We start from the raw sequence: 21,324 nt of genomic DNA on the forward strand, positions 1-21,324 counted from the left end.
ATCACGACGAGGAAGGCAGCGGCATGAACGACCTTGGCGTCATCGATCGCTTCATGGAGACCTTCATCCGCTACATCGACAGCGGGTTCGGTCTGCTCTCGGGCGACGTCGCCTTCCTCACTACCATTCTGATCGGCATTGACATCACACTTGCCGGCCTGGCGTGGGCGCTCGGCGAGGAGACCAGCGTTCTCGGCCGGCTTGTCCGCAAGGTGCTCTATGTTGGCGTCTTCGCCTTCATCCTGAACAATTTCAAGAACCTCGCCGATATCATTTATCGTTCTTTTGCCGGTCTCGGGATTAATGCGTCGGCCGGCAATCTGTCGGCAGACAATCTCCTGCGCCCGGGCCGCATTGCCGCGACCGGTTTCGAAGGTGCTTGGCCAATGCTTGACCAAGCCAGTCAGCTCCTGGGCTTCCCGGAAATCTTCGGCAACGCACTGACCATCTTCGTGCTGCTGATGGCCTGGTTCCTGGTCATCATCGCCTTCTTCATCCTTTCCATCCAGCTTTTCATCACCATCCTTGAGTTCAAGCTCACCACGCTGGCAGGTTTTGTTTTGGTTCCATTCGCACTTTGGAACCGTTCAGCGTTCCTGGCCGAACGCGTGCTCGGCCATGTTATCTCGTCAGGCATCAAGGTGATGGTGCTCGCCGTCATTGTCGGCATCGGCTCCACGCTCTTCGGGGAGTTCGCTTCCGCATTGCAAGGCAAGGAGCCGGATCTGGCCGCTGCCATGTCCCAGGTACTGGGCGCACTGGCACTGCTTGGCCTTGGCATTTTTGGGCCGGGGATCGCGTCGGGTCTTGTCTCAGGCGCACCGCAGCTTGGCGCGGGCGCCGCCCTCGGCACGACCGCGGCGGCAGCGGGTGTATCACTCGTTGCTGGAGGCACGGCATTTTCTGGCGCGCGTATGGCAACCAGCGGCGGTCTCGCCGCCATCCGCGCCGGCACAACAATGGGATCGGCTGCTTCCACGTCCTGGCAGATCGGGCGCGCAACCTCGCCCGACGTTGGCCTCTCCGGTGTGGCTGCTGGAATGCATGGTGTAACCAGTGCCGCTGGCGGCGCCGCTATACGCGTAGCGCGATCCGCCACTGCAAGTGTTGGGCGCAACGCCGATGCCGGGCGCGATGCCGCGTGGACCGCGACCGGCGGCACGCCGACCGCGTCAATGACCGAGCGCTCTGCCGGTTCGGCCACTGTTTCGGCGCCGACGTGGGCAAGGCGCCTACGTTCTGAACAGACCGCCCGTGCACATCGCCACGCTGCCATGCAAGCTGTCCGAGACGGAGACCGGCCGGGAGGCAGCGCCAACCCCTCTCTCAACGACAAGGATGACTAGATGCTCTTCAAGCGACCCGTGCACCGTTACGGCAAAACACCCGAACCGGTCACGCCGTATCAAAAAGCCGCCCAGCTGTGGGACGAGCGCATCGGCTCATCTCGACTGCAGGCCAGGAACTGGCGGCTCATGGCCCTTGGGTGCCTGGCCTTGGCGACCGGACTTTCCGGCGGACTCGTATGGCAGTCGATGCAAAGCCGTGTCGTGCCTTACGTCGTCGAGGTCGATGGCTTCGGCGAGACGCGCGCCGTCGCGCCGGCAATCCGGAATTATGAGCCCTCGGATGCTCAGATCGCCTGGCATCTCGGCCGCTTCATCCAGAATGTCCGTTCCGTTTCCACCGATCCGGTTTTGGTACGGCAGAACTGGTTCGCAGCTTACGACTTTGCTAGCGATCGCGCAGCGCTCTTCCTCAACGAATACGCCAAGGCGAACGACCCCTTCGGTCAGATCGGAACGCGCAGTGTCTCGGTACAGGTCACCAGCGTGGTCAGGGCCTCCGAAAGTTCATTCCAGGTCAAATGGACCGAGCAGGTGTTTGAGCGCGGAAGCCTTGCCAGCACGATGCGCTGGACTGCGATCCTCACGATCGTGATCCGCTCGCCAAGCAATACGGATCAGCTGCGCAAGAATCCGCTCGGCGTCTTCATCAACGCCATTGACTGGTCACGCGAGCTCGACAGCGCCGTCCCACCCCCCCCTTTCTCCGACGGAGTCCACCAATGAAAGATAAAATGTCACCGATTCGTGCCGTGCTGATCCTATCGGTGTCGGCAGCGGTCGTTTCCGCTTGTGCATCGAAGAAGGTGCCGCCGCCTGAGATTTCCTATGACGCTGCTGACTTCAAACCGGCCGCGATCGAGAAGGCGCCGGAGAGGCCGATTAGAATTGTCGAGGTGCCAAAACCACTGCCGCTGCCTGGCCAATTGCAGCCCGAGTCCGGCAAGGCCGAGGACAAGCGCCCCCCTGAAGAACGCGTCGCTGATGCCAACAAAGCCGCGACCCAGCAACCCACCAAGTACGGGTATGTTAATGCCGTGCAAGTCTACCCCTTCACCGATGGCGCGCTTTATCAGCTCTATGCCGCGCCGGAGCGCGTGACCGACATCGCTCTGCAGCCGGGCGAGAAACTAACCGCCGTGTCGGCTGGCGACACCGTGCGCTGGGTCATAGGCGATACCGCAAGCGGCACCGGTGACAATCAGCGCACCCATGTTCTGGTGAAACCCTTCGCGCCGGGTCTTGCCACCAATGTCGTCATTACGACGGACCGGCGGACCTATCATTTGCAGCTTCAAAGCACCGAGAAGACAGCAATGGCGGCAATCTCCTGGACCTACAGCCAAGACCAGATCATCGCGCTTCGCCAGCGCAATGCTCAAGCCGAGGCAGTTACACCGGTCGCGTCGAATATCGCGCTCGAAAACCTTCGCTTTCGCTACTCGATCAGTGGCGACACACCGCCCTGGAGACCGACGCGAGCCTTCGACGACGGCAGCAAGGTCTATATTGAGTTCCCTCGTCGCATAGATCAGGGCGAGGCGCCACCACTCTTCATCGTCGGCGCAGATGGGAGCAGCGAGCTCGTCAACTATCGCGTGCGCGGCAACTATTACATCGTCGATCGGCTCTTCGCCGCGGCCGAACTTCGCCTCGGCACCAAGCAGCAGCAGGTGATCCGCATCAGCAGGATTGACGACAGGCAACCGCTACGGCGGATCTCGCTCTTTTCGCGTTCCAGCCGGTGAGGTGAGGGCTCATGATCGAAAATTCCCGCTCTGGCATCCCGCCGAAACTGGATCCCGAGGAACTGCAGCTTCGGGCCTCTCCCCGCCGCGTGGTGCGGTTCAGGCGCGGTGTGATCATCGCGATCGCAGCGCTCGGATCCGGCGCTGTGTTCGGCGTTGCCATGATGGCGCTCCAGGGGCCGGCCCTTCGCATCAGGGATCAGGCGGAAGATCCCTACAGCACTGAGCGCAAACCAACCGTCGAGGGACTCGATACGCTTCCCCATGACTATTCCGGCATGAAGCCGAAGCCTCCCGTCCTTGGGCCACCTTTGCCGGGCGACCTCGGTCGCCCCATCCTCGAGCGGCAGCGCCAGCTCGGCATCGTGCCGGGTCAAGACATCTCGGCCGAGGAGCAGCGTCTAGCGCAGCAGGCGATCGAAGCGCGTGAATCGCAGGTGCTTTTCCGCGTCGAAAATCGAGCTCAACAGACAGATGTCGGTGAGAGCGTGCAAACTGCTCAGCATCCATTTGAGGCACTTCCCCAATCCGAAGCAGCACGCGCGTCAGCCTCGGTGGCGCCGGCGGAAGGCGACCAGAACAATCAGCAGCGAAAGCTTGATTTCCTCAGCCAGCGGAGCACTGGCGGGATCTACAATCCGCATGCGCTGCAGACGCCGATCTCGCCGTATCAACTGATGGCTGGCAGCGTGATTGCCGCCAGCCTGATCACCGGCATCAATTCCGATTTGCCGGGCCTTGTCGTCGCGCAAGTCACCGAGAATGTGCACGACACGGTCACGGGCAACATATTGCTGATTCCGCAGGGCTCACGTCTTATCGGCGTCTACGACAGCGTCGTCGCGTTCGGGCAAAAGCGAGCGCTGCTGGTCTGGCAGCGCATTCTGCTGCCCGACGGCTCGTCGGTCGAAATCGACAATCTGCCCGCGAGCGACACCGCCGGCTACGCAGGGCTGGAAGACAAAGTCGATTTCCACACCTGGCAGCTGATCAAGGGGGTGGCGCTTGCCACATTGCTCGGTGTCGGCACGGAATTCAGCCTCGGCGAAAACGAGAGCGATCTGGTCAAGGCGATCCGGGAATCAGCCCAGCAGAACGCCAGTCGAGCCGGCCAGCGCATCACCGAAAAAAACCTCAATATCCAGCCCACCATCATCGTCCGCCCAGGTTGGCCACTGCGCGTCATCGTGCACAAGGACATCGTGCTGCGGCCATACGCGAGTTGAGCAGGAGTTACCATGGCTGACCTGAAACTTGGAAAGCTTCCAGACCGAACAGCTTCGAAGATCACCATTACCGTCAGCGCGGAGCTGGGCCAAACACTCAAGGAGTATGCTGCACTTTACCGTCAGACCTATCGTCAGTCTGAAACCGTGGCAGAACTCATCCCTTTCATGCTGGCGGCGTTTCTGGAAGGCGACCGAGCCTTTGCCAAGGCCCGAAAAGAAGGTCTGCCGACGGAGCTTGCCGAAAAATCGTGACTCCTCCGCTAGAGGCAGCTGGAACATTGCCTAGCTGTCGCGGCCTACCTGCTCCTCGCGAAGCATAGGATCAAACACCTTGGAATGCAGGTATGCGTAAGAGAGGATGTGGAAGGAAATACCGCGCAACAGCCTAAGTTTGCATTTTCGATTGGATGCGGTAGTCGCCTATGAGCGGTCAAAATGAAACGCAGCTGGTTCGCGATCGACCAAACGGCGAGCGCACTGTGCTTTGCTCAGACCGCCACCGAGTGCCTCGCCGTTCCCCCTTTGAAATATGTATCGAACTTGGCCGCGATGGTTCGAACGAAGGGGCGACTTTCAGCCCGTACGACGAAACTGTCGCCATCGAATTCAAGCGCTCGGGCAGGATCGTGGAGGGCGATGGACCTCGAGCGATGAAGGAGCTTCTCGCCGGCTTTGCCGAACCGCTCCACCAGATCGACTGCCGAGAAGGCAAAATCACACATCAGCCGCTCGATTATCCAGCCACGGACGCGATCGTCGTCGGAAAGGGCAACGCCCCGGACGGCAGCCAACCCGCCATCCGCAACCATGCGCCCGTACCCGGCAGTCGAAGCCATGTTCTGCACGTAGCCTTGGCGAAAACGACCGATGGACGAAGGGCCAAGTCCGATCAGTGTCGGGCAGCGATCCTCGGTGTAGCCCTGAAAATTGCGATGCAAAACCCCTGCGCGGGCCGCTATGGCCAGCGCATCGTCGGGCTTCGCGAAATGATCGAGTCCTATTGCCTCATATCCCTTGGCGACAATTGCCCGCGCCGCGAGTTGAGATTGGGCGAAACGCTCGGTGGGACTCGGCAGCCATGCCTCGTCGATCATCGTCTGATGCTTCTTGAACCAGGGCACATGTGCGTAGCCGAACAGAGCCATCCGGTCTGGTTCCAAGGTCAGTGCCTGCGCCACCGTGGAACAGATCGTCTCGCGTGTCTGATTCGGGAGCCCGTAGAGCAGGTCCAGATTGACCGATTCAACGCCCCGCGAACGAACCCCGTCGACGACTGCCTTGGTCTGCAAAAAACTTTGCTCACGATTAATTGCTTTTTGCACTTGCGGATCGAAATCCTGCACGCCGAGGCTCGCCCGCGTTACGCCGATTTGAGCAAGCGCATCAAGGCGCGCCTTGTCCATGTCGTTGGTTCCGATTTCGATGCTGACCGTAGCATCCGGGAGAAGGTCGAAGCTGTCCCGCAAGGCCGCTCCAAGAGCAACCATGTCATCGGGCCTCAGCATCGTTGGCGAACCGCCACCGAAGTGGATTGCACGGACATGTGCCTTGCCGCTCACCAGACCGGCAATCGTGACGATTTCGGCATTCAGCGAGCGCAGATAAGCGGCCACCGGCTCATATTGGTGCGTCTGCTTGGTGTGACAGGCGCAGAACCAGCAGAGCTTGTCGCAGTAAGGAATGTGCAAATACAGCGAGATTTCGTCGCCACTTTCCAGCGCCTCCAACCAGCCACGGTAAATGGCAGCATCGACCCCGGAATGGAAATGCGGCGCCGTCGGATAGCTTGTGTAGCGTGGGACGTTCTCGCTGAGTTTGACAGCTATTTCCGATTGCATCTCGCGTTCACCGTGTTGCCCGCCGAACACTGCACGCATCGCTGAAGCAGACCCTGATCTCGATCAGCCGCGCGCATGGACAAACCGCCGCAGGACTTCTCTACCCTGGATGGGTATCCTGCCGGCAGTTAGGATCGGGTAAAGCGAACGCATGACCTTTCGGCAAGACATTCATACTTCCGGCATTCCTGTTCTTTGCCTCCCTTGCGAGGCACGGCGTCGCGGTGTCTGCGGTGCGCTCGATCCAGACAATTTGGTTGGGCTCGCCAAGACTTGCTCGCGTCGCCGGATCGAGTCAGGAATGGAGTTGACCGGCGAGGCACAGAACGTCGACAGCTACTCGAACGTGCTTTCAGGCGTGGTAAAGCTATCAAAGAGCCTGTCGGATGGGCGCCAGCAGATCGTCGGTCTCCAGTTTGCACCGAATTTTCTGGGACGTCCTTTCAAGGTGGAAAGCTCGATCAATGCGGAAGCGGCAACAGCAGTCACGCTGTGCTCGTTTCCGCGAGCGGCCGTCGAACGGATGATGAAGGCGTCACGGGAATTCGAGCATCGCCTGCTCAAACAGACGCTGAATGAACTCGATGAGGCGCGCGAGTGGATGGTGACGCTGGGGCGCAAGACAGCTCCGGAAAAGGTGGCGAGTTTTCTCCTCATGATGGCCCGGAATATCGATTCCAGTCTCGACGCGGCTTCCAGGTCAGCGTCCTTCGATCTGCCGCTGACGCGTGCCGAAATCTCTGATTTCCTTGGAATTACCAACGAAACCGTGAGCCGCCAACTGACGCGATTGCGGGCTGACGGGGTGATTCGGATTGAGAACGCACGCCATGTGACGGTGGACAGCATAAGCCGTCTGGAGAAGCGCTGTGGCGGCGGACGCGAGCGGCCCTAAGCGGCGAGGCCCATGTCGCATGGCTCCGGGGCGGGCCGTGCTTGCCTTCTAATGCGATGTCGCCGCGCCTTCGAAGAAGCGGCGTCACGGTCGAGACAGACAGCTTTCGGGCTTTGATAGGGACGACGACCAATCGCCAGGTGTGTTTCGGCACATACCGGCGAAGCACGGTCCTTAAGCTGCCACGGCTCGGCCGAACGATCGCGTTCGTTTCCAATGGGATCCGAACAACGTTTGGCAGGGCATCGGCAATAGCATCCAACGCGTCGCAGAGCCTCAGCTTTCGCCTCAATCGATCGCGTCTGCGCCCGCCCAACCCAGGGAACGCCTTCCATGAGGGGGTGAGCCCGCGCTGCGTTCCTCGTTCATTCGCCACCTGCTGATTGCGCCGCCGACACAAAATCGTGCGGCCTGACATAGATCAGGGCGAGGGGGCGGCGGCTGCGCAATTAGTGCGCTGCGGATTTGGCATCCACCAGATTCGAGATCGGGATCTGCAATGAAATTCGGCACAGAGATCGTCCTTCTAAGCGTGTTCGCTTTTGCGGCCCTGGTGGCCGCCGGCTTCGGCGTGGATGAACCTTTCCGCCGACATATGTGGGTGTTGTTCTTCGCAGTGGCTGGTTTCACTGCGATCCTGTTGCGCAACACGGAGTTCAAGCCAGCAGCTCCGATTGACCCATCCGCTTACATGGATGGTCCGATCCGCTACGGCGCGATCGCCACCGTGTTCTGGGGTGTCGTCGGGATGCTGGTCGGCGTGGTGATCGCGCTTCAGCTCGCCTATCCCGATCTCAACATCCAGCCCTGGTTCAATTTCGGCCGTTTGCGGCCGCTGCATACATCCGGTGTCGTCTTCGCCTTCGGTGGCAACGCGCTGCTTTGCACGTCTCTGTATGTCGTGCAGCGCACCTGCCGCGCCCGCCTCTTCGGCGGTGATCTCGCCTGGTTCGTCTTCTGGGGCTACCAGCTGTTCATCGTCATGGCCGCGACCGGCTATCTGCTCGGCATCACCGAGGGCCGCGAGTACGCCGAACCCGAATGGTATGTGGATGTCTGGCTGACCATCGTCTGGGTCGCCTACCTCATTCTGTTCCTTGGCACGATCCTGAAGCGCAAGGAACCGCATATCTACGTCGCCAACTGGTTCTACCTGTCGTTCATCGTGACCATCGCGATGCTGCATGTGGTCAACAACCTGTCGATGCCAGTCTCGTTCCTGGGCTCCAAGAGCTACTCCGCCTTTTCCGGGGTCCAGGACGCGCTGACCCAATGGTGGTACGGCCACAACGCGGTCGGCTTCTTTCTCACCGCCGGCTTCCTTGGCATGATGTATTATTTCGTGCCCAAGCAGGCGAACCGGCCAGTCTATTCGTACCGGCTGTCGATCGTCCATTTCTGGGCGATCATCTTTCTCTACATCTGGGCTGGCCCGCATCACCTGCACTACACCGCCTTGCCAGATTGGGCGCAGACGCTCGGCATGGCGTTCTCGATCATGCTGTGGATGCCGTCCTGGGGCGGCATGATCAACGGCCTGATGACGCTGTCCGGCGCCTGGGACAAGCTGCGCACCGATCCGATCATCCGCATGATGGTGATGGCCGTCGCCTTCTATGGCATGTCGACCTTCGAAGGCCCGATCATGGCGATCAGGGCGGTCAATTCGCTGTCGCATTATACCGACTGGACCATCGGCCACGTCCATTCGGGCGCGCTCGGCTGGGTTGGCATGATCTCGTTCGGCGCAATCTACTACATGGTGCCGAAGCTCTGGAACCGTCACCGGCTCTACTCGCTGCGGCTCGTCACTTGGCACTTCTGGCTGGCGACACTCGGGATCGTCGTCTACGCCTCGGTCATGTGGGTGTCAGGCATCATGCAGGGCCTGATGTGGCGTGAATACGACCAGCAGGGCTTCCTGGTCTATTCCTTCGCCGAAACCGTCGCTGCCATGCACCCATACTACGTCATGCGCGCCATCGGTGGGGCCATGTACCTCTCCGGCGCCCTTATCATGGCCTGGAACATCACCATGACCATCCTCGGCCACCAGCGCGAGGAGGAGCCGATGCCGAGCCCCGTCGCCATCCGACCTGCGCGATCAGGAGCCAGGTAATGGGCTTGATGGACAAACACGCAATCATCGAGAAGAACGCCACGCTTCTTCTCGTTGGCTCGCTGCTCGTGGTGACGGTCGGCGGTATCGTCGAGATAGCGCCTCTCTTCTATCTCGACAATACGATCGAGAAGGTGGAAGGCATGCGCCCCTATTCGCCGCTCGAACTTGTCGGGCGCAACATCTATATGCGCGAGGGCTGCTTTCTCTGCCATAGCCAGATGATCAGGCCGTTCCGCGACGAAGTTGAGCGCTATGGCCACTACAGCCTGGCTGCCGAGTCCATGTACGATCACCCCTTCCAGTGGGGATCGAAGCGCACCGGGCCGGATCTCGCCAGAGTTGGCGACCGCTACTCGAATGCATGGCATGTCGCGCATCTTACCGACCCGCGCTCGGTGGTGCCGGAATCGATCATGCCGAGCTATGGGTTCCTGAAAGACACGCCGATCGACGTGAAGGATTTCTCGACGCATCTGGTCGCCAACAGGCGTGTAGCCGTCCCTTACACCGATGACATGATCGCGCACGCCAATGCGGATCTGGCGGCGCAGGCCGATCCCAATGCCGACACATCAGGCCTTGAGGCGCGTTACCCCAAAGTCAAGATCGGCGACTTCGACGGCAACCCGCAACAGGTCACCGAAATGGATGCCCTGCTCGCCTACCTGCAGATGCTTGGCACACTGGTCGACTTCAAAAATTACGACGAAGCCGCCGGCTACCGCTGAGGAGAACGCTGATGACCTACAATTTGATGCGGGCGTTTGCCGACAGCTGGGGCCTGGTTGCGATGGCGCTGTTCTTCGTCGGGTGCATCGCCTTTGCCCTACGCCCCGGCAGCCGAAGGCTGGCCGACGAAGCTGCCCGCATTCCGCTCGAGGACGAGTGATCATGAGCGACGAGCACATCGATGAGGTCTCCGGCGTCTCAACCACCGGCCATGAATGGGACGGCATCAGGGAGCTCAACAATCCTCTGCCGCGATGGTGGGTGATTACCTTCTACGTCACCATAGCGTGGGCGCTCGTCTATACGACCGCATACCCGGCATGGCCGATGCTGACCTCGGCAACCAAGGGCATGCTCGGCTATTCAAGCCGTAAGGACGTCAAGAACGACCTTGCCGCGGCCGAGGCCGCCAAGGGCAAGTATGTTGCAGCCATCCAGGCAAAGAGCGTCTCGGAGATCTTGACCGACGATGCCTTGCGCGAATTCGCGGTCGCTGCCGGGGCTGCCGCGTTCAAGGTCAACTGTACGCAATGCCACGGCTCCGGCGCTCAGGGGTCGAAGGGCTTTCCCAACCTGAATGACGATGACTGGCTCTGGGGCGGCAGCCCCGACCAGATCAAGCAGACGATCACGCACGGCCTCCGCTTTGCTTCCGATCCGGACACGCGACTGTCAGAAATGCCGGCCTTCGGCGACATCATCACCGCCGACCAGATCGCACAAGTCAGCGCCTACGTGGCCAGCCTTTCCGGCAAGGTCCGCGATGCAAGTCTGATCCAACCCGGCGCCAAGGTCTTTGCCGAGAACTGCGTCGCTTGTCACGGCGACAATGCAAAAGGCAACAGGGAATTCGGCGCCCCCGACCTGACTGACGCGATCTGGCTTTACGGGTCCGGCGAGACGGCCATCGCCGCCCAGGTTCGTGCGCCAAAGCAGGGCGTCATGCCGGCCTGGGTTGGCCGTCTCGGCGAGATCAAGGTCAAGGAACTTGCAGTTTATGTCCATTCGCTTGGCGGCGGAGAATAGGAATGGAAGCCCTATTCTTCGGTCACCCCTGCCAAGCGGACGAGGCCCGGCGCGAGCCGGGCCTCGACACCATTCCTAATGCGATCTGCACAACCCGGCAAGGCTGTCCTACCGCGAGGCTTTTCGACAGGTGCCCCTGACATTGGCTGGGAAAGTGGAGTTGCACGTGCGTGACAAGACGCAGTTGACACGGCTCGAAACAGAAACTGTCAATGCCGCCAAAACCCGCAAGCCCCTTTATGCCGCGCGTCAAAAGATCTTTCCGAAGCGCGCCTCGGGCAACTTTCGCCGCTTCAAATGGCTGGTGATGACGATCACACTTGGCATCTATTACCTGACTGCGTGGCTGCATTGGGATCGTGGCCCATTTGCCCCGGACCAGGCCGTGCTGCTCGATCTCACCAATCGGCGCTTCTACTTTTTCTTCATCGAGATCTGGCCGCAGGAATTCTTCTATGTGGCCGGCCTCCTGGTCATGGCCGGTGTTGGACTTTTCCTGATTACCTCTGCTGTCGGCCGTGCCTGGTGCGGCTATGCATGTCCGCAGACCGTGTGGGTCGATCTGTTCCTTGTCGTCGAGCGTGCGATTGAGGGGGACCGCAACGCCCGCATGAAACTCGATGCCGGCCCCTGGACCGCCCGCAAGCTGATGCTGCGGGTCTCGAAACACGCCATCTGGCTTGTCATAGGGGCGGCGACCGGTGGCGCCTGGATTTTCTATTTCGCTGATGCACCAACACTTGTGGGCGAGCTTTTCACCGGTACCGCCGCACCTGTCGCCTACATCACCATCGCCGTGCTGACGGCGACGACCTACACCTTCGGCGGCCTGATGCGCGAACAGGTCTGCACCTATATGTGCCCATGGCCGCGCATCCAGGCAGCCATGCTCGATGAGAATTCGCTCACCGTCACCTACAATGACTGGCGCGGCGAGCCGCGATCGCGCCACGCCAAGAAGGTGCAAGCCTCGGGGCAGTCCGTCGGCGACTGCGTCGACTGCAATGCCTGCGTCGCGGTCTGCCCAATGGGAATCGACATTCGCGACGGCCAGCAGCTCGAATGCATTACCTGCGCGCTGTGTATCGACGCCTGCGACGGCGTCATGGACAAGCTCGGCAAGGAGCGCGGGCTGATCTCCTACGCGACGCTCTCCGACTACAACGCCAACATGATGCTGGCGACCGCAGGCGGCTCCAGTTCAATCAATCCGTCGCTGGTCAGGACTGCTGTCGGCACCTTCTCCGATCAGGTGGCGCATTTTCACATTCGCAAGATCTTCCGGCCGCGCACCTACGTCTACATGGGCTTGTGGTCGCTGATCGGGCTGGGCCTGCTCTATTCGCTGCTGACGCGCGATCGGCTCGAACTGAACGTGCTGCATGACCGCAATCCGCAATTCGTCACACTATCCGATGGCTCCATCCGCAATGGCTATAGCGTCAAGCTGCTCAACATGATCCCTGAGCCAAGGACAATCGTCGTCACCATGCAGGGTCTGGAGGGTGCCGACATGGTCGTCGTCGGCGACGACATCCCGGCCGGCCGGTCTTTCGCCATCCCGGTCGAACCCGACCGCCTGAAAACGTTGAAGGTCTTCGTTCGCCAACCGGCGGACCAGATCCACGCCCCGGCACAGACCTTCAAGTTCCGTGTCGAGGATAAGGCGAGCTTCGAGTCGAACGAGTACGCCGCCACATTCAACGCGCCAGAGGCCGCCAAATGACCGCCAATGCCCAAAAGCCTCGCGAATTCACCGGCAGGCACATGCTGGCCATCATTCTCACCTTCTTCGGGGTGGTCATCGCGGTCAACCTGACCATGGCCACGCTCGCCAATACGAGTTGGACCGGCCTCGTCGTCGAGAACACCTATGTGGCCAGCCAGCAATTCAACAAGGAGGCCGAGGCCGGCCGCGCTCAAGCAGCGCTCGGTTGGACCGGCAAGCTGACCATCGCATGGGGCGAAGTCCGCTACAGCCTCTCCGACGCTGCAGGCAAGCCGGTTCCTCTGCACGGCGTCAAGGTGCTGTTTCGTCATCCCGCCTACGAGAAAGAGGACAAGTCCGTCACGCTCGCCCTCGCCTCCGGCCAGGAGTTCGCCGCCCAGCATATGCCGAAGGACGGCGTCTGGATCGTCGAAGTCGACACCGATGCCGGCCTGACACGACCCTATCGCGACGTCCGCAGGATTATGATTTCTCATGGAGCGCTGCAATGAGCTGTTGTGCACCGGGCGCTGAAATGGCGCTGGATCTGAACGGCGCCACGTCGGTCCTGCCATCCAGCCAGGAGATCAGGTTGGCGAGCCGATCGCTTGGCGATGATCTTCGGCAGACCGATCTTTCAGTGCCGACGGTTCATTGCGCCGCCTGTATCCAGACGATCGAGGCGGCACTTGGAAAGCTCGATCACGTCGAAAGCGCGCGCGTCAACCTGTCGACGAAGCGGGTCGCGGTCCGGTGGCGAGGAGACGAGGTGCCACCCTTCGTCGCCGCGCTTGGCAGGCTGGGCTACGAGGCGCATCTGTTCACACCCGAGGTCGATGACAAGGACAAGACGCTTGCCGAACTGATCCGCGCTGTCGCTGTTGCCGGCTTTGCGGCGGGGAACATCATGCTGCTTTCGGTCTCTGTCTGGTCCGGCGCCGAAGGTGCTACCCGCGACCTGTTTCACTGGGTCTCGGCGCTGATCGCCATTCCTGCCCTCGCCTTCGCCGGCGGAATCTTCTTCCGTTCGGCCTGGAATGCTTTGCGCCATGGTCGCATGAATATGGACGTGCCCATCGCGGTCGGTGTTTCGCTCGCCTATGCCATGAGCCTCTATGAGACGATCAATCATGGCGACCACGCCTATTTCGACGCGTCGGTATCGCTGCTGTTCTTCCTTTTGATCGGGCGCACGCTGGATCATGTGATGCGGGAGCGTGCCCGGACTGCCGTGAAGGGCCTGTCTCAGATGGCCGCGCGTGGCGCAATGGTGATGCGCGGCGACGGCGCGCGCGACTATCTGCCGGTCGGCGAGATCGAACCAGGCATGCGGTTGTTGATCGCGGCCGGTGAGAGGATCCCCGTCGACGGCAAGATCATCCAGGGAACGTCGGATCTCGACTGCTCGCTGGCCTCAGGCGAAAGCACGCCGAAAAACGTGGCGCCGGGCGAAGCAGTACAGGCCGGCGTGCTCAATCTTACCGGCCCGCTGACGATCCAGGCGACAGCCGCCGCAAAGGATTCGTTCCTGGCGGAGATGGTTCGGCTGATGGAATCCGCCGAGGGCGGTCGCGCGCACTATCGCCGCATCGCTGATCGCGTGTCGGCACTCTACGCGCCCCTGGTTCATCTCACCGCCTTCGTGACATTCCTGGGCTGGATGGCGGCGACCGGCGACTGGCACCGGGCGATGACGATCGCCATCGCTGTTCTCATCATCACATGCCCCTGCGCGCTCGGCCTCGCCGTGCCGATCGTCCAAGTGGTCGCGGCGCGGCGGCTTTTCGAGAGCGGTATCATGGTCAAGGACGGTTCGGCCATGGAGCGCCTCGCGGCGATCGATACTGCCGTGTTCGACAAGACCGGCACGCTCACGCTCGGCCAGCCCCGGCTGGTCAATGCGGACTCGATTGATCCGGGCATGCTGGCAATCGCCGCCGACATGGCCGCGCATTCGCGTCACCCGTTTTCAAAGGCCATGACCGGCTTTGCCGCTCCTGGCGGGCAACACAAATTCGATGCCGTCACAGAGCATCCGGGGTTCGGGATCGAAGCCACTGTCGCCGGAAGCACCTGGCGGCTGGGTCGACGCGGATGGGCTGGATGGAAGGCCCGGACCGGAGGTGAAGGCAAACATGGCTATGGTGGAACGGCCCTGACAAAAGACGGGTTCATTGTCGCGACCTTCGATTTCGAGAATGCGCTGCGCGCCGACGCGGCGGCGGCGATCAAGCGATTGAACGATGCCGGGGTGTCGATGCAAATGCTGTCGGGCGATACCGCCGCAGCCTGCGCCGAAGTGGCAAAGCTGCTGGATATCGACGACTTCGTTCCGTGCCTGCTGCCATCGGGCAAGCTCGAACGCATCGAAACCCTCGCGAAAGTTGGGCACAAGGTTCTGATGGTTGGCGACGGCCTCAACGATACGCCGGCCCTGAGCGCGGCGCATGTCTCGATCGCACCGGCCACCGCCGTCGACATTGGCCGCAACGCGGCAGACTTCGTCTTCCTGCGCGAAAGCCTCCTGGCGGTGCCGCTCGCCCTGGGCGTCTCGCGCAAGGCAGGAAACCTGATCCGGCAGAACATCGCAATCGCAATCGTCTACAATGCGGTGGCAGTACCAATCGCCATCCTCGGGCACGTCACGCCTTTGATAGCGGCGATTGCCATGTCTGCCTCATCGCTGCTTGTTATTGGAAACGCATTGCGCTTGCACGGCTTCATGGCGAATGCGACGGTGCAAGTTATTCAAAAAGTCAGACGCTCCGCAGTCGGCTATTCGGCACAATCCTCGTGACGACCTTGCTCTATCTCATACCAGTGGCCCTTTTTCTGGGTGCACTGGGCCTGTCCGGCTTCGTCTGGGCATTGCGAAGCGGTCAATACGAAGATCTCGACGGAGCCGCCGAGCGGATACTAATTGATCGGGACGACAAACCGGGACGCTGATTTCAATCCGCTGTGCATAAGATGCGCGGATCCCGCTCGTCAGTCGAGCCGGCTCGGTCGGGAACAAGCTGTCCATGCTCCATGACCAGCTTGACCTAAGCTGGGCACTACATTGATTTGTGAAAATCCACTGTCGTGCGAAGGACTGCCTTCCCATGCACCCAGTATGAGGCGGCTGATGCCGCGAGAGTACCTCGCGCGGCCGGACGAGCTTCGCACTGTGCGCACGGGTAACAAGTTGAGCGTCGCGATCGATCACCCGAGCGTGAACTACCAGTGCCGGTTGATCGTGCCCTGGCTGATCCAGATCAGGGTCATATTCGCATCAGTGGTGCTTTATAGGCCAGTCTTCGAAGGAGAATGCATGACTTATGTATCGCGGCCAGACGCGTCCACCTCTGATGGGTTGCATGCTTCATTGCCGATCCATGCCAATTTCCGGCCCTGCGCCTTGCAGCAATGCGGTCACCGAAACTCAGCGCAGATCACGGTGTTCCGCACGTGGTATCCACTCGTCACGACGATAATAATAGGCAGAATCCCATGAGCGCCGTTCACATCATCGACTGCCACAACGCGAATGACTACTTCGCCGACAGGGCGGACGGACCGATCACACAGAAGATGCTAAAGACTGTCAACATCCGCGCGGAGCTCCACATTGCTTTGGACCGAAAGCATTTTCGTGAGGCTGTAGTCCAAGCGAACAAGGCGAAGTGCGACGTGCTTCACATCGCTGGGCACGGCAATGGAGACGGGATCGCTTCGTCCAGTGGGCGAGGTAGCCTTCTTTGGGCTGACTTCGTAGAAATGTTCCAAGGCTCGGATCCAGCGCCGAAGATCCTCGTGATGTCAATGTGCTGCGGAGCATCATACGCGTTGGCGGCGGGCACGGAGCTCAGCGGATGTCAGTCGGCTCAGTTCCACCGTTACACGAGGATAGCCGACGGGATGGCGGCACGCTGATGGGCTCTGACGACAATTTTGACATCGTTGTCGTTGGAGCCGGGCCGGTCGGCCTTTCGTTCGCTGCGTCGCTTGCCCAAAGCGAACTCAAGGTGGCAGTTGTTGAACAGAACACATTCGATAGTCTGGCGAATCCGGCTTTCGATGGTCGCGAAATCGCGCTGACCAACGCTTCGATCAGAACCCTTCGCGAGCTCGGCGCCTGGGATGTCATCCCGGCTTCGGACAAATCAGCAATTCAAGGCGCGCGCGTGCTCAACGGCTCGAGCGCATTCGCTCTTCGTTTCGATCCTCCCAGCAACTCTGGAGAACCGCTGGGGGTTTTGGTTCCAAATTGCCGGATCCGCGAGGCGCTGTTCAAAATCGTCCGCTTGCAGGATCGCGCCCGGCTGTTGTGCGGCCACTCGGTCGTCGATGCAACAAACAGCCAAGAAGGAGCAGTCGTAACGCTCTCTAATGGCGCGCGTTTAACTGCTCGGCTTGTTGTTGCCGCGGATTCGCGTTTGTCCGCCACGCGTGATCTGCTGGGCATCGGCGCCGATATCAACCGGCTTGGCCACTCGATGCTGATTTGCCGAGTGAGGCACGAGCGCGCCCACCACCAGATCGCCATCGAATGGTTCGATCACCATCAGACGATAGCGATATTGCCCCTCGCGGAGGGCGTGTCGTCGCTGCTGCTCACATTGCGCTCAAACGAGGCCTATAGACTGCTTGCCTTCGATGACGATTTGTTCCTGTCGGAGTTGACGAAACTGTGTCGAGGGCGCCTTGGAAAAATGACCTTGGCAAGCAAGCGCCATACCTATCCGCTGGTCACGACCTGGGCGCACAAATTCCGGGCCCCGAGCGCCGCACTCATCGGCGACGCTGCCATCGGCATGCACCCGGTGACCGCTCACGGATTCAACATCGGTCTCAGCAGCCAGAAGCAACTCGCCCGTGGAATCATGACTGCGTGCCGCGACGGCCGCAATGTTGGCGACCCCGACATGCTGCACATATACGAAAGGCGGCTGCGCCTGTCGGCGGCGCCGCTCTACCATGCAACGAACATACTGGTTGGACTCTACTCCAGAGACCACCTGGCGGCACGGCTTGCAAGGCATCTGGGGCTTCGCTTTGCCCAACATGTTCCCCTTGTCCGGCATGGGATTTCGGCGGAGCTCCAGCGGTGATACTGCACCAGCAGTTGCATTTTGCGCGATGTGCTGGGCGAGCGATGGGAGAGAGTGCATCATGCGCCGGAGTAATCCTGCTCCCGACGCTGATCTCCGATTGAAGAATTAACCCGTCCTTCAGGGGGGCTGCATAGGCTGCGGACAAGCAGGAGTAAGCAAGCTGACCCGTCCAGCCCTGGAAAAAGAAGATCCGCTGGAGGCGAGAATCCTTCAGGACCAGCTCGCTGATCTGAGGGCAGGCCTTTTCGTCTCAATGCCGATAAGCATTGTGCTGTCCGGGCTGATTTTGACCGTGCAGGCCCTTTCCGGGAACGGTCTTGCTGGCGCGGCCTGGTTTTCGGTCGTTAATGCGATAAATGCCGCCCGCCTTGCACTCGCCCGTCATCAGCTGAAGGAACCCGGAGTCCAGGATGATCTGACACGGGTTTGGCTGCGGCTTCGCTGGTTTGGCAGGCTTGCTCTTCTGGCGGGATTCACCTGGTCATTCCTTGCCGTCCTAACGGCTGGGTACACGACGTCTCAAGCATCGCTGCATCTAATAATTCTGGCGGGCATTTCAGCTGGCGCGGTCACGTACGGCAGCTCATATGCTGCGGCAGCGATATACTTCATCACACCGCCACTCCTCATTGCCGCCGCATGCTTGCTGACGAAGGGAACCCTGGAAAACTACATTCTGGCTTTTGCCGTCCTGCTTTTCGAGGGCGGCCTGGCTCGAGCCTCGTTCGTTGGACAAGCGCGCTTCCGTGACGCGAGCCGCCTGAGACATCAAGCCGAGCGGCTTGCCGCGGAAATGGAGCGCAATTCCAGGGAGGACCATCTTACCGCGCTCCTCAACAGGCGCGGCCTCGAACATGCAATCGATCAGTTTGAGAACACTGATGGGCCCTTTGTGGCCATGCTGATTGATCTGGATGGGTTCAAATCTGTCAACGATACCTACGGTCACAGAACGGGTGACGAGCTGCTTGCCAGGATCGCCCGCCGAATAGAGGAAGAAGCACCGGAGGGCTCAACGCTCGCCCGCATCGGTGGCGATGAATTCGTGCTGGTTTTTTCCTCGCTTAGAAATTCGCCTTCTCCCAGCAATCTCGCATCCAATCTCATATCCAAGCTTGCTCGCCCCTATCCTGGCGTCGCCTCCGTCCGGATCGGGGCATCCATAGGAATATACTCGGCTAAAAACCCGGGGCTGACGGAAATGTTGTTGCGGGCGGACATCGCCCTTTACACAGCTAAGCGCCGTGGCAGGAACGAATTTTGCCTGTTCGATGCCGAGCTCGACCGGGAACTGCAACGCCGCCAGTCAATCGAACGCGATCTTCATTCGGCGATAAAGACGAGAAGCTTGGGCCCTTGGTTCCAGCCAATCGTAAGACTCGACACCGAAGCTGTGATCGGTTTTGAAGGGTTGCTAAGGTGGTCCCATCCGATTCACGGTTCCATCTCTCCGCCCGAAATCATGACAGCGGCACGCGAAACCGGAATGCTCCAGCTGCTAACTCAAGCTGTATTTTCCGAATGTTGCGCTTTTATCGACGCCTTGGTGAAAGCTGACTGTCGTGATGTTCGTGTGACGATGAACGTTTCACCGCGCGAATTGGAGGCCGGCGATATCGACGAAATGGTTCTGAATGGTCTGGCGGCAAAGGACCTCCCTGCAACGATGTTCGAAATTGAGATAACAGAAGAATCGCCCGTGGACCCGGACAGGGTCGATGAAAAGCTCGGACGGCTTTCACATGCCGGCATTTCCATCGCGCTCGATGTCTTCGGCACCGGCTTTTCCACGTTGGCATCGCTCAAGGACAGTCGGATAAGGAAGGTGAAAATAGACCAGGGCTTCATTCGCGGTTTAGCCAAATCGCGGGAGGATCGGCTGCTTGTCAAAACCGTGATCGATCTTGGTCGGACGCTCGGGATCGAGGTCATGGCCGAGGGCGTCGAGACAGAGGCGGATCGGCAAACTCTGCACAAGCTTGGCTGCAAAACCGCTCAGGGCTTCCTGTTCTCCAAGGCGGTGCCACTCAGCCAAGCGCTTGGTTTGGCAGTTAAAGAGCGCCAGGAGTTGTGACCGGCATCCGCCATTCGCTCACGCGCGCCACCTCGCCGGGTTCAGCGGTATCCTGCAAGTGGATGGCTACTCGGCCTATACCAACCTGGTCAAGGCACGGGACAAAGCCGGCAGCAATGAAACAATCCGGCTCGCCGGGTGCTGGGCTCACCTGCGGCGCAAATTCTACGACCTGCACATCAGCGGGATCTCGCAGGGCCGCGACGGGTTCGATCACCGCCATGACCGAATTGTGGAAGGTCGAGACAAGGTTCGTGGCAAGGATGCTGGAAGCCGCGCCGCGCTGCGTCAGGAAAAGTCCGTGGCCATTGTCGCGAGCCCCTTCGATCTATGGGAAGCGGAACTGGGCAAGGTCTCGGGGAAATCCAAAACCGCCTTGCGGGGCTGACCTTCCATCTGGTCCGTGGTTAGCTGATAGGCGGTTTATTTGTCGTGCAACGTGCTCTTTCAGCCTAAGCTGCTCCACGCGTGGGGTACCAAATGTCAGACTTTCACCACTAGGAAATCGCGAACGGGCGCGGCGCTTACTGGCCGCATTGCCGCAAAATAGCGTCGGAAGGTGGGATCGGCGTGACGTTGTTACTCAGAGTGAGTGGTCCCGAGAGTTGAGGGCAGAATCGAAATTCGCGTGTTCCTATAGCGCATCTCCGATCGGGGGCCATCGCCACGAGCAGCAGATGAGGCAATGCGAAGCTTGGTCGATCGACAGAGTGATGCGGCACGACATCCATTTCCTACCAGCCCATTCCCCCCGATACAGCCGCGCGTCTACTCGAACCTAGAGCTGTCGAGCATGAGCAAACACCGTCCTTGTTGTGTTCTGAGAACTCCAGCTTTACCTCGCCGAATGGCAGCTCGCAAATGATGCAATCAAAAGTGTGCATACCGCGGCAGCGACCACATTGTTTCAGTCTTTTCAACAGCGTAAGAATCTGACGGTATTTTTGACGGTACTCACTGGTTGTGTGACTTAAATTAAGTAATTGAAACAATCAGGTACGGCCTTAATTGATGATTGAGTGGGAGTAGGGGTCAGCGTAGTCTGGAGTGCTCCATAAATCCGCTTTTGTGCAAGAATAAACGATAGCGGAACGTTCAACCTCCAAGGTCTGATGTCGTGAGCCGACCCCAAGTCGCCCTTCGGCAGCATCCGCGATCGGACCACAAACCACGCCATGTGAGGAAGCCAAAAGGACGTGGTGAGTTGATCGCTGCTGGCGTCGGCACTGCACGCTCGCATTCGCGGTAGGACTAGCATACGCTCGCCGTGCCGAAGCTTCGACCTATGGGCAGGCAGGACACAGGCATGGAGCGACGCCTCACCGCAATTCTTGCTGCCGACGTCGTCGGCTACAGCCGCCTCATGGGAGCCGACGAGGTTGGCAGGCTTGCACAGCTGAAGAGGCTTCGCGCTGAAGTGATCGAGCCCAAGATCACAGCATCGCACGGACGCATCGTCGGTTCCGCTGGCGACAGCCTTCTTGTCGGATTCGCCAGCGCAGTCCACGCGGTG

18 protein-coding genes and 1 pseudogene are annotated in these 21,324 nt (G+C 60.1%); 18 read left to right on the forward strand and 1 reads right to left on the reverse strand.

The window, feature by feature from the left end; translation table 11 throughout:
* The first annotated feature begins 23 nt into the window (after window positions 1–23).
* The 5 genes from trbL to EN857_RS15070 are packed head-to-tail and all read left to right on the forward strand — an operon-like array spanning window position 24 to window position 4,575.
* Window positions 24–1,346 (forward strand): P-type conjugative transfer protein TrbL, encoded by a 1,323-nt coding sequence (trbL, locus tag EN857_RS15050; RefSeq protein ID WP_091595791.1) that lies wholly within the window; start codon window positions 24–26, stop codon window positions 1,344–1,346.
* Window positions 1,347–2,072 (forward strand): conjugal transfer protein TrbF, encoded by a 726-nt coding sequence (gene trbF, locus EN857_RS15055; RefSeq protein WP_091595789.1) that lies wholly within the window; start codon window positions 1,347–1,349, stop codon window positions 2,070–2,072.
* Window positions 2,073–2,080: 8 nt separating this feature from the next.
* A complete protein-coding gene (gene trbG / locus EN857_RS15060) occupies window positions 2,081–3,094 on the forward strand; it encodes a P-type conjugative transfer protein TrbG (protein WP_164746653.1) in 1,014 nt (337 codons plus the stop codon).
* Window positions 3,095–3,105: 11 nt separating this feature from the next.
* On the forward strand, window positions 3,106–4,320 hold the full coding sequence (locus EN857_RS15065; protein WP_091595787.1) for a TrbI/VirB10 family protein: 1,215 nt from the start codon (window positions 3,106–3,108) through the stop codon (window positions 4,318–4,320).
* A 12-nt stretch (window positions 4,321–4,332) separates the two neighbouring features.
* Window positions 4,333–4,575 carry a DUF2274 domain-containing protein gene (locus tag EN857_RS15070; RefSeq protein WP_029354949.1) on the forward strand — a complete coding sequence of 81 codons (243 nt, stop codon included), beginning with the start codon at window positions 4,333–4,335 and terminating at the stop codon, window positions 4,573–4,575.
* A gap of 236 nt (window positions 4,576–4,811) precedes the next feature.
* Here the strand turns inward: EN857_RS15070 and hemN are convergent, their stop codons facing one another.
* Window positions 4,812–6,161: an oxygen-independent coproporphyrinogen III oxidase gene (gene hemN / locus EN857_RS15075; RefSeq protein ID WP_091595897.1), complete on the reverse strand. Its 1,350-nt coding sequence runs from the start codon at window positions 6,159–6,161 to the stop codon at window positions 4,812–4,814.
* Between the two features lie 151 nt (window positions 6,162–6,312).
* Between hemN and EN857_RS15080 the strand changes: the two genes are divergently transcribed.
* The 13 genes and pseudogenes from EN857_RS15080 to EN857_RS15140 form a co-directional block, all read left to right on the forward strand.
* On the forward strand, window positions 6,313–7,056 hold the full coding sequence (locus EN857_RS15080; protein WP_091595785.1) for a Crp/Fnr family transcriptional regulator: 744 nt from the start codon (window positions 6,313–6,315) through the stop codon (window positions 7,054–7,056).
* A 499-nt stretch (window positions 7,057–7,555) separates the two neighbouring features.
* Complete coding sequence (gene ccoN, locus EN857_RS15085; RefSeq protein WP_091595783.1) at window positions 7,556–9,175, forward strand: cytochrome-c oxidase, cbb3-type subunit I; 1,620 nt, start codon at window positions 7,556–7,558, stop codon at window positions 9,173–9,175.
* Window positions 9,175–9,906, forward strand: a complete 732-nt coding sequence (gene ccoO / locus EN857_RS15090) for a cytochrome-c oxidase, cbb3-type subunit II (protein WP_091595781.1) — start codon at window positions 9,175–9,177, stop codon at window positions 9,904–9,906. Before ccoN ends, ccoO begins: the two co-directional genes overlap by 1 nt.
* Before the next feature lie 11 nt (window positions 9,907–9,917).
* The gene (locus EN857_RS15095; protein WP_024502864.1) at window positions 9,918–10,067 is read left to right on the forward strand and encodes a cbb3-type cytochrome c oxidase subunit 3; all 150 of its coding nucleotides are present in this window, start codon (window positions 9,918–9,920) and stop codon (window positions 10,065–10,067) included.
* Window positions 10,068–10,069: 2 nt separating this feature from the next.
* Window positions 10,070–10,933, forward strand: a complete 864-nt coding sequence (gene ccoP, locus EN857_RS15100; protein ID WP_029354960.1) for a cytochrome-c oxidase, cbb3-type subunit III — start codon at window positions 10,070–10,072, stop codon at window positions 10,931–10,933.
* Between the two features lie 166 nt (window positions 10,934–11,099).
* Complete coding sequence (ccoG, locus tag EN857_RS15105) at window positions 11,100–12,659, forward strand: cytochrome c oxidase accessory protein CcoG (protein ID WP_029354962.1); 1,560 nt, start codon at window positions 11,100–11,102, stop codon at window positions 12,657–12,659.
* Entirely contained in the window at window positions 12,656–13,153 is a 498-nt protein-coding gene (locus EN857_RS15110; protein WP_091595779.1) for a FixH family protein, read from the forward strand. The genes ccoG and EN857_RS15110 overlap by 4 nt, the downstream gene beginning before the upstream one ends.
* A complete protein-coding gene (locus EN857_RS15115) occupies window positions 13,150–15,438 on the forward strand; it encodes a cation-translocating P-type ATPase (protein WP_091595777.1) in 2,289 nt (762 codons plus the stop codon). The genes EN857_RS15110 and EN857_RS15115 overlap by 4 nt, the downstream gene beginning before the upstream one ends.
* Complete coding sequence (gene ccoS, locus EN857_RS15120) at window positions 15,435–15,590, forward strand: cbb3-type cytochrome oxidase assembly protein CcoS (RefSeq protein ID WP_084831491.1); 156 nt, start codon at window positions 15,435–15,437, stop codon at window positions 15,588–15,590. Before EN857_RS15115 ends, ccoS begins: the two co-directional genes overlap by 4 nt.
* 962 nt (window positions 15,591–16,552) lie before the next feature.
* On the forward strand, window positions 16,553–17,734 hold the full coding sequence (ubiM, locus tag EN857_RS15125; RefSeq protein WP_189350574.1) for a 5-demethoxyubiquinol-8 5-hydroxylase UbiM: 1,182 nt from the start codon (window positions 16,553–16,555) through the stop codon (window positions 17,732–17,734).
* A 256-nt stretch (window positions 17,735–17,990) separates the two neighbouring features.
* The gene (locus EN857_RS15130; protein ID WP_236387765.1) at window positions 17,991–19,811 is read left to right on the forward strand and encodes an EAL domain-containing protein; all 1,821 of its coding nucleotides are present in this window, start codon (window positions 17,991–17,993) and stop codon (window positions 19,809–19,811) included.
* Window positions 19,777–20,199, forward strand: a complete 423-nt coding sequence (locus tag EN857_RS34755) for a transposase (RefSeq protein WP_259979747.1) — start codon at window positions 19,777–19,779, stop codon at window positions 20,197–20,199. The genes EN857_RS15130 and EN857_RS34755 overlap by 35 nt, the downstream gene beginning before the upstream one ends.
* Window positions 20,200–21,117: 918 nt before the next feature.
* Window positions 21,118–21,324, forward strand: a pseudogene (locus EN857_RS15140) (adenylate/guanylate cyclase domain-containing protein); the annotation flags it as partial.

Source organism: Mesorhizobium sp. M4B.F.Ca.ET.214.01.1.1 (assembly GCF_004791545.1).
In the GTDB taxonomy this organism is placed as follows: domain Bacteria; phylum Pseudomonadota; class Alphaproteobacteria; order Rhizobiales; family Rhizobiaceae; genus Mesorhizobium; species Mesorhizobium abyssinicae.

What these genes read in the sequence shown, in the direction of transcription:
- trbL (WP_091595791.1), top strand. Translation starts at nt 24, where the DNA reads ATGAACGACCTTGGCGTCATCGATCGCTTCATGGAGACCTTCATCCGC.
- trbF (WP_091595789.1), top strand. Translation starts at nt 1,347, where the DNA reads ATGCTCTTCAAGCGACCCGTGCACCGTTACGGCAAAACACCCGAACCG.
- trbG (WP_164746653.1), top strand. Translation starts at nt 2,081, where the DNA reads ATGTCACCGATTCGTGCCGTGCTGATCCTATCGGTGTCGGCAGCGGTC.
- EN857_RS15065 (WP_091595787.1), top strand. Translation starts at nt 3,106, where the DNA reads ATGATCGAAAATTCCCGCTCTGGCATCCCGCCGAAACTGGATCCCGAG.
- EN857_RS15070 (WP_029354949.1), top strand. Translation starts at nt 4,333, where the DNA reads ATGGCTGACCTGAAACTTGGAAAGCTTCCAGACCGAACAGCTTCGAAG.
- hemN (WP_091595897.1), bottom strand. Translation starts at nt 6,161, where the DNA reads ATGCAATCGGAAATAGCTGTCAAACTCAGCGAGAACGTCCCACGCTAC.
- EN857_RS15080 (WP_091595785.1), top strand. Translation starts at nt 6,313, where the DNA reads ATGACCTTTCGGCAAGACATTCATACTTCCGGCATTCCTGTTCTTTGC.
- ccoN (WP_091595783.1), top strand. Translation starts at nt 7,556, where the DNA reads ATGAAATTCGGCACAGAGATCGTCCTTCTAAGCGTGTTCGCTTTTGCG.
- ccoO (WP_091595781.1), top strand. Translation starts at nt 9,175, where the DNA reads ATGGGCTTGATGGACAAACACGCAATCATCGAGAAGAACGCCACGCTT.
- EN857_RS15095 (WP_024502864.1), top strand. Translation starts at nt 9,918, where the DNA reads ATGACCTACAATTTGATGCGGGCGTTTGCCGACAGCTGGGGCCTGGTT.
- ccoP (WP_029354960.1), top strand. Translation starts at nt 10,070, where the DNA reads ATGAGCGACGAGCACATCGATGAGGTCTCCGGCGTCTCAACCACCGGC.
- EN857_RS15110 (WP_091595779.1), top strand. Translation starts at nt 12,656, where the DNA reads ATGACCGCCAATGCCCAAAAGCCTCGCGAATTCACCGGCAGGCACATG.
- EN857_RS15115 (WP_091595777.1), top strand. Translation starts at nt 13,150, where the DNA reads ATGAGCTGTTGTGCACCGGGCGCTGAAATGGCGCTGGATCTGAACGGC.
- EN857_RS15130 (WP_236387765.1), top strand. Translation starts at nt 17,991, where the DNA reads ATGCCGATAAGCATTGTGCTGTCCGGGCTGATTTTGACCGTGCAGGCC.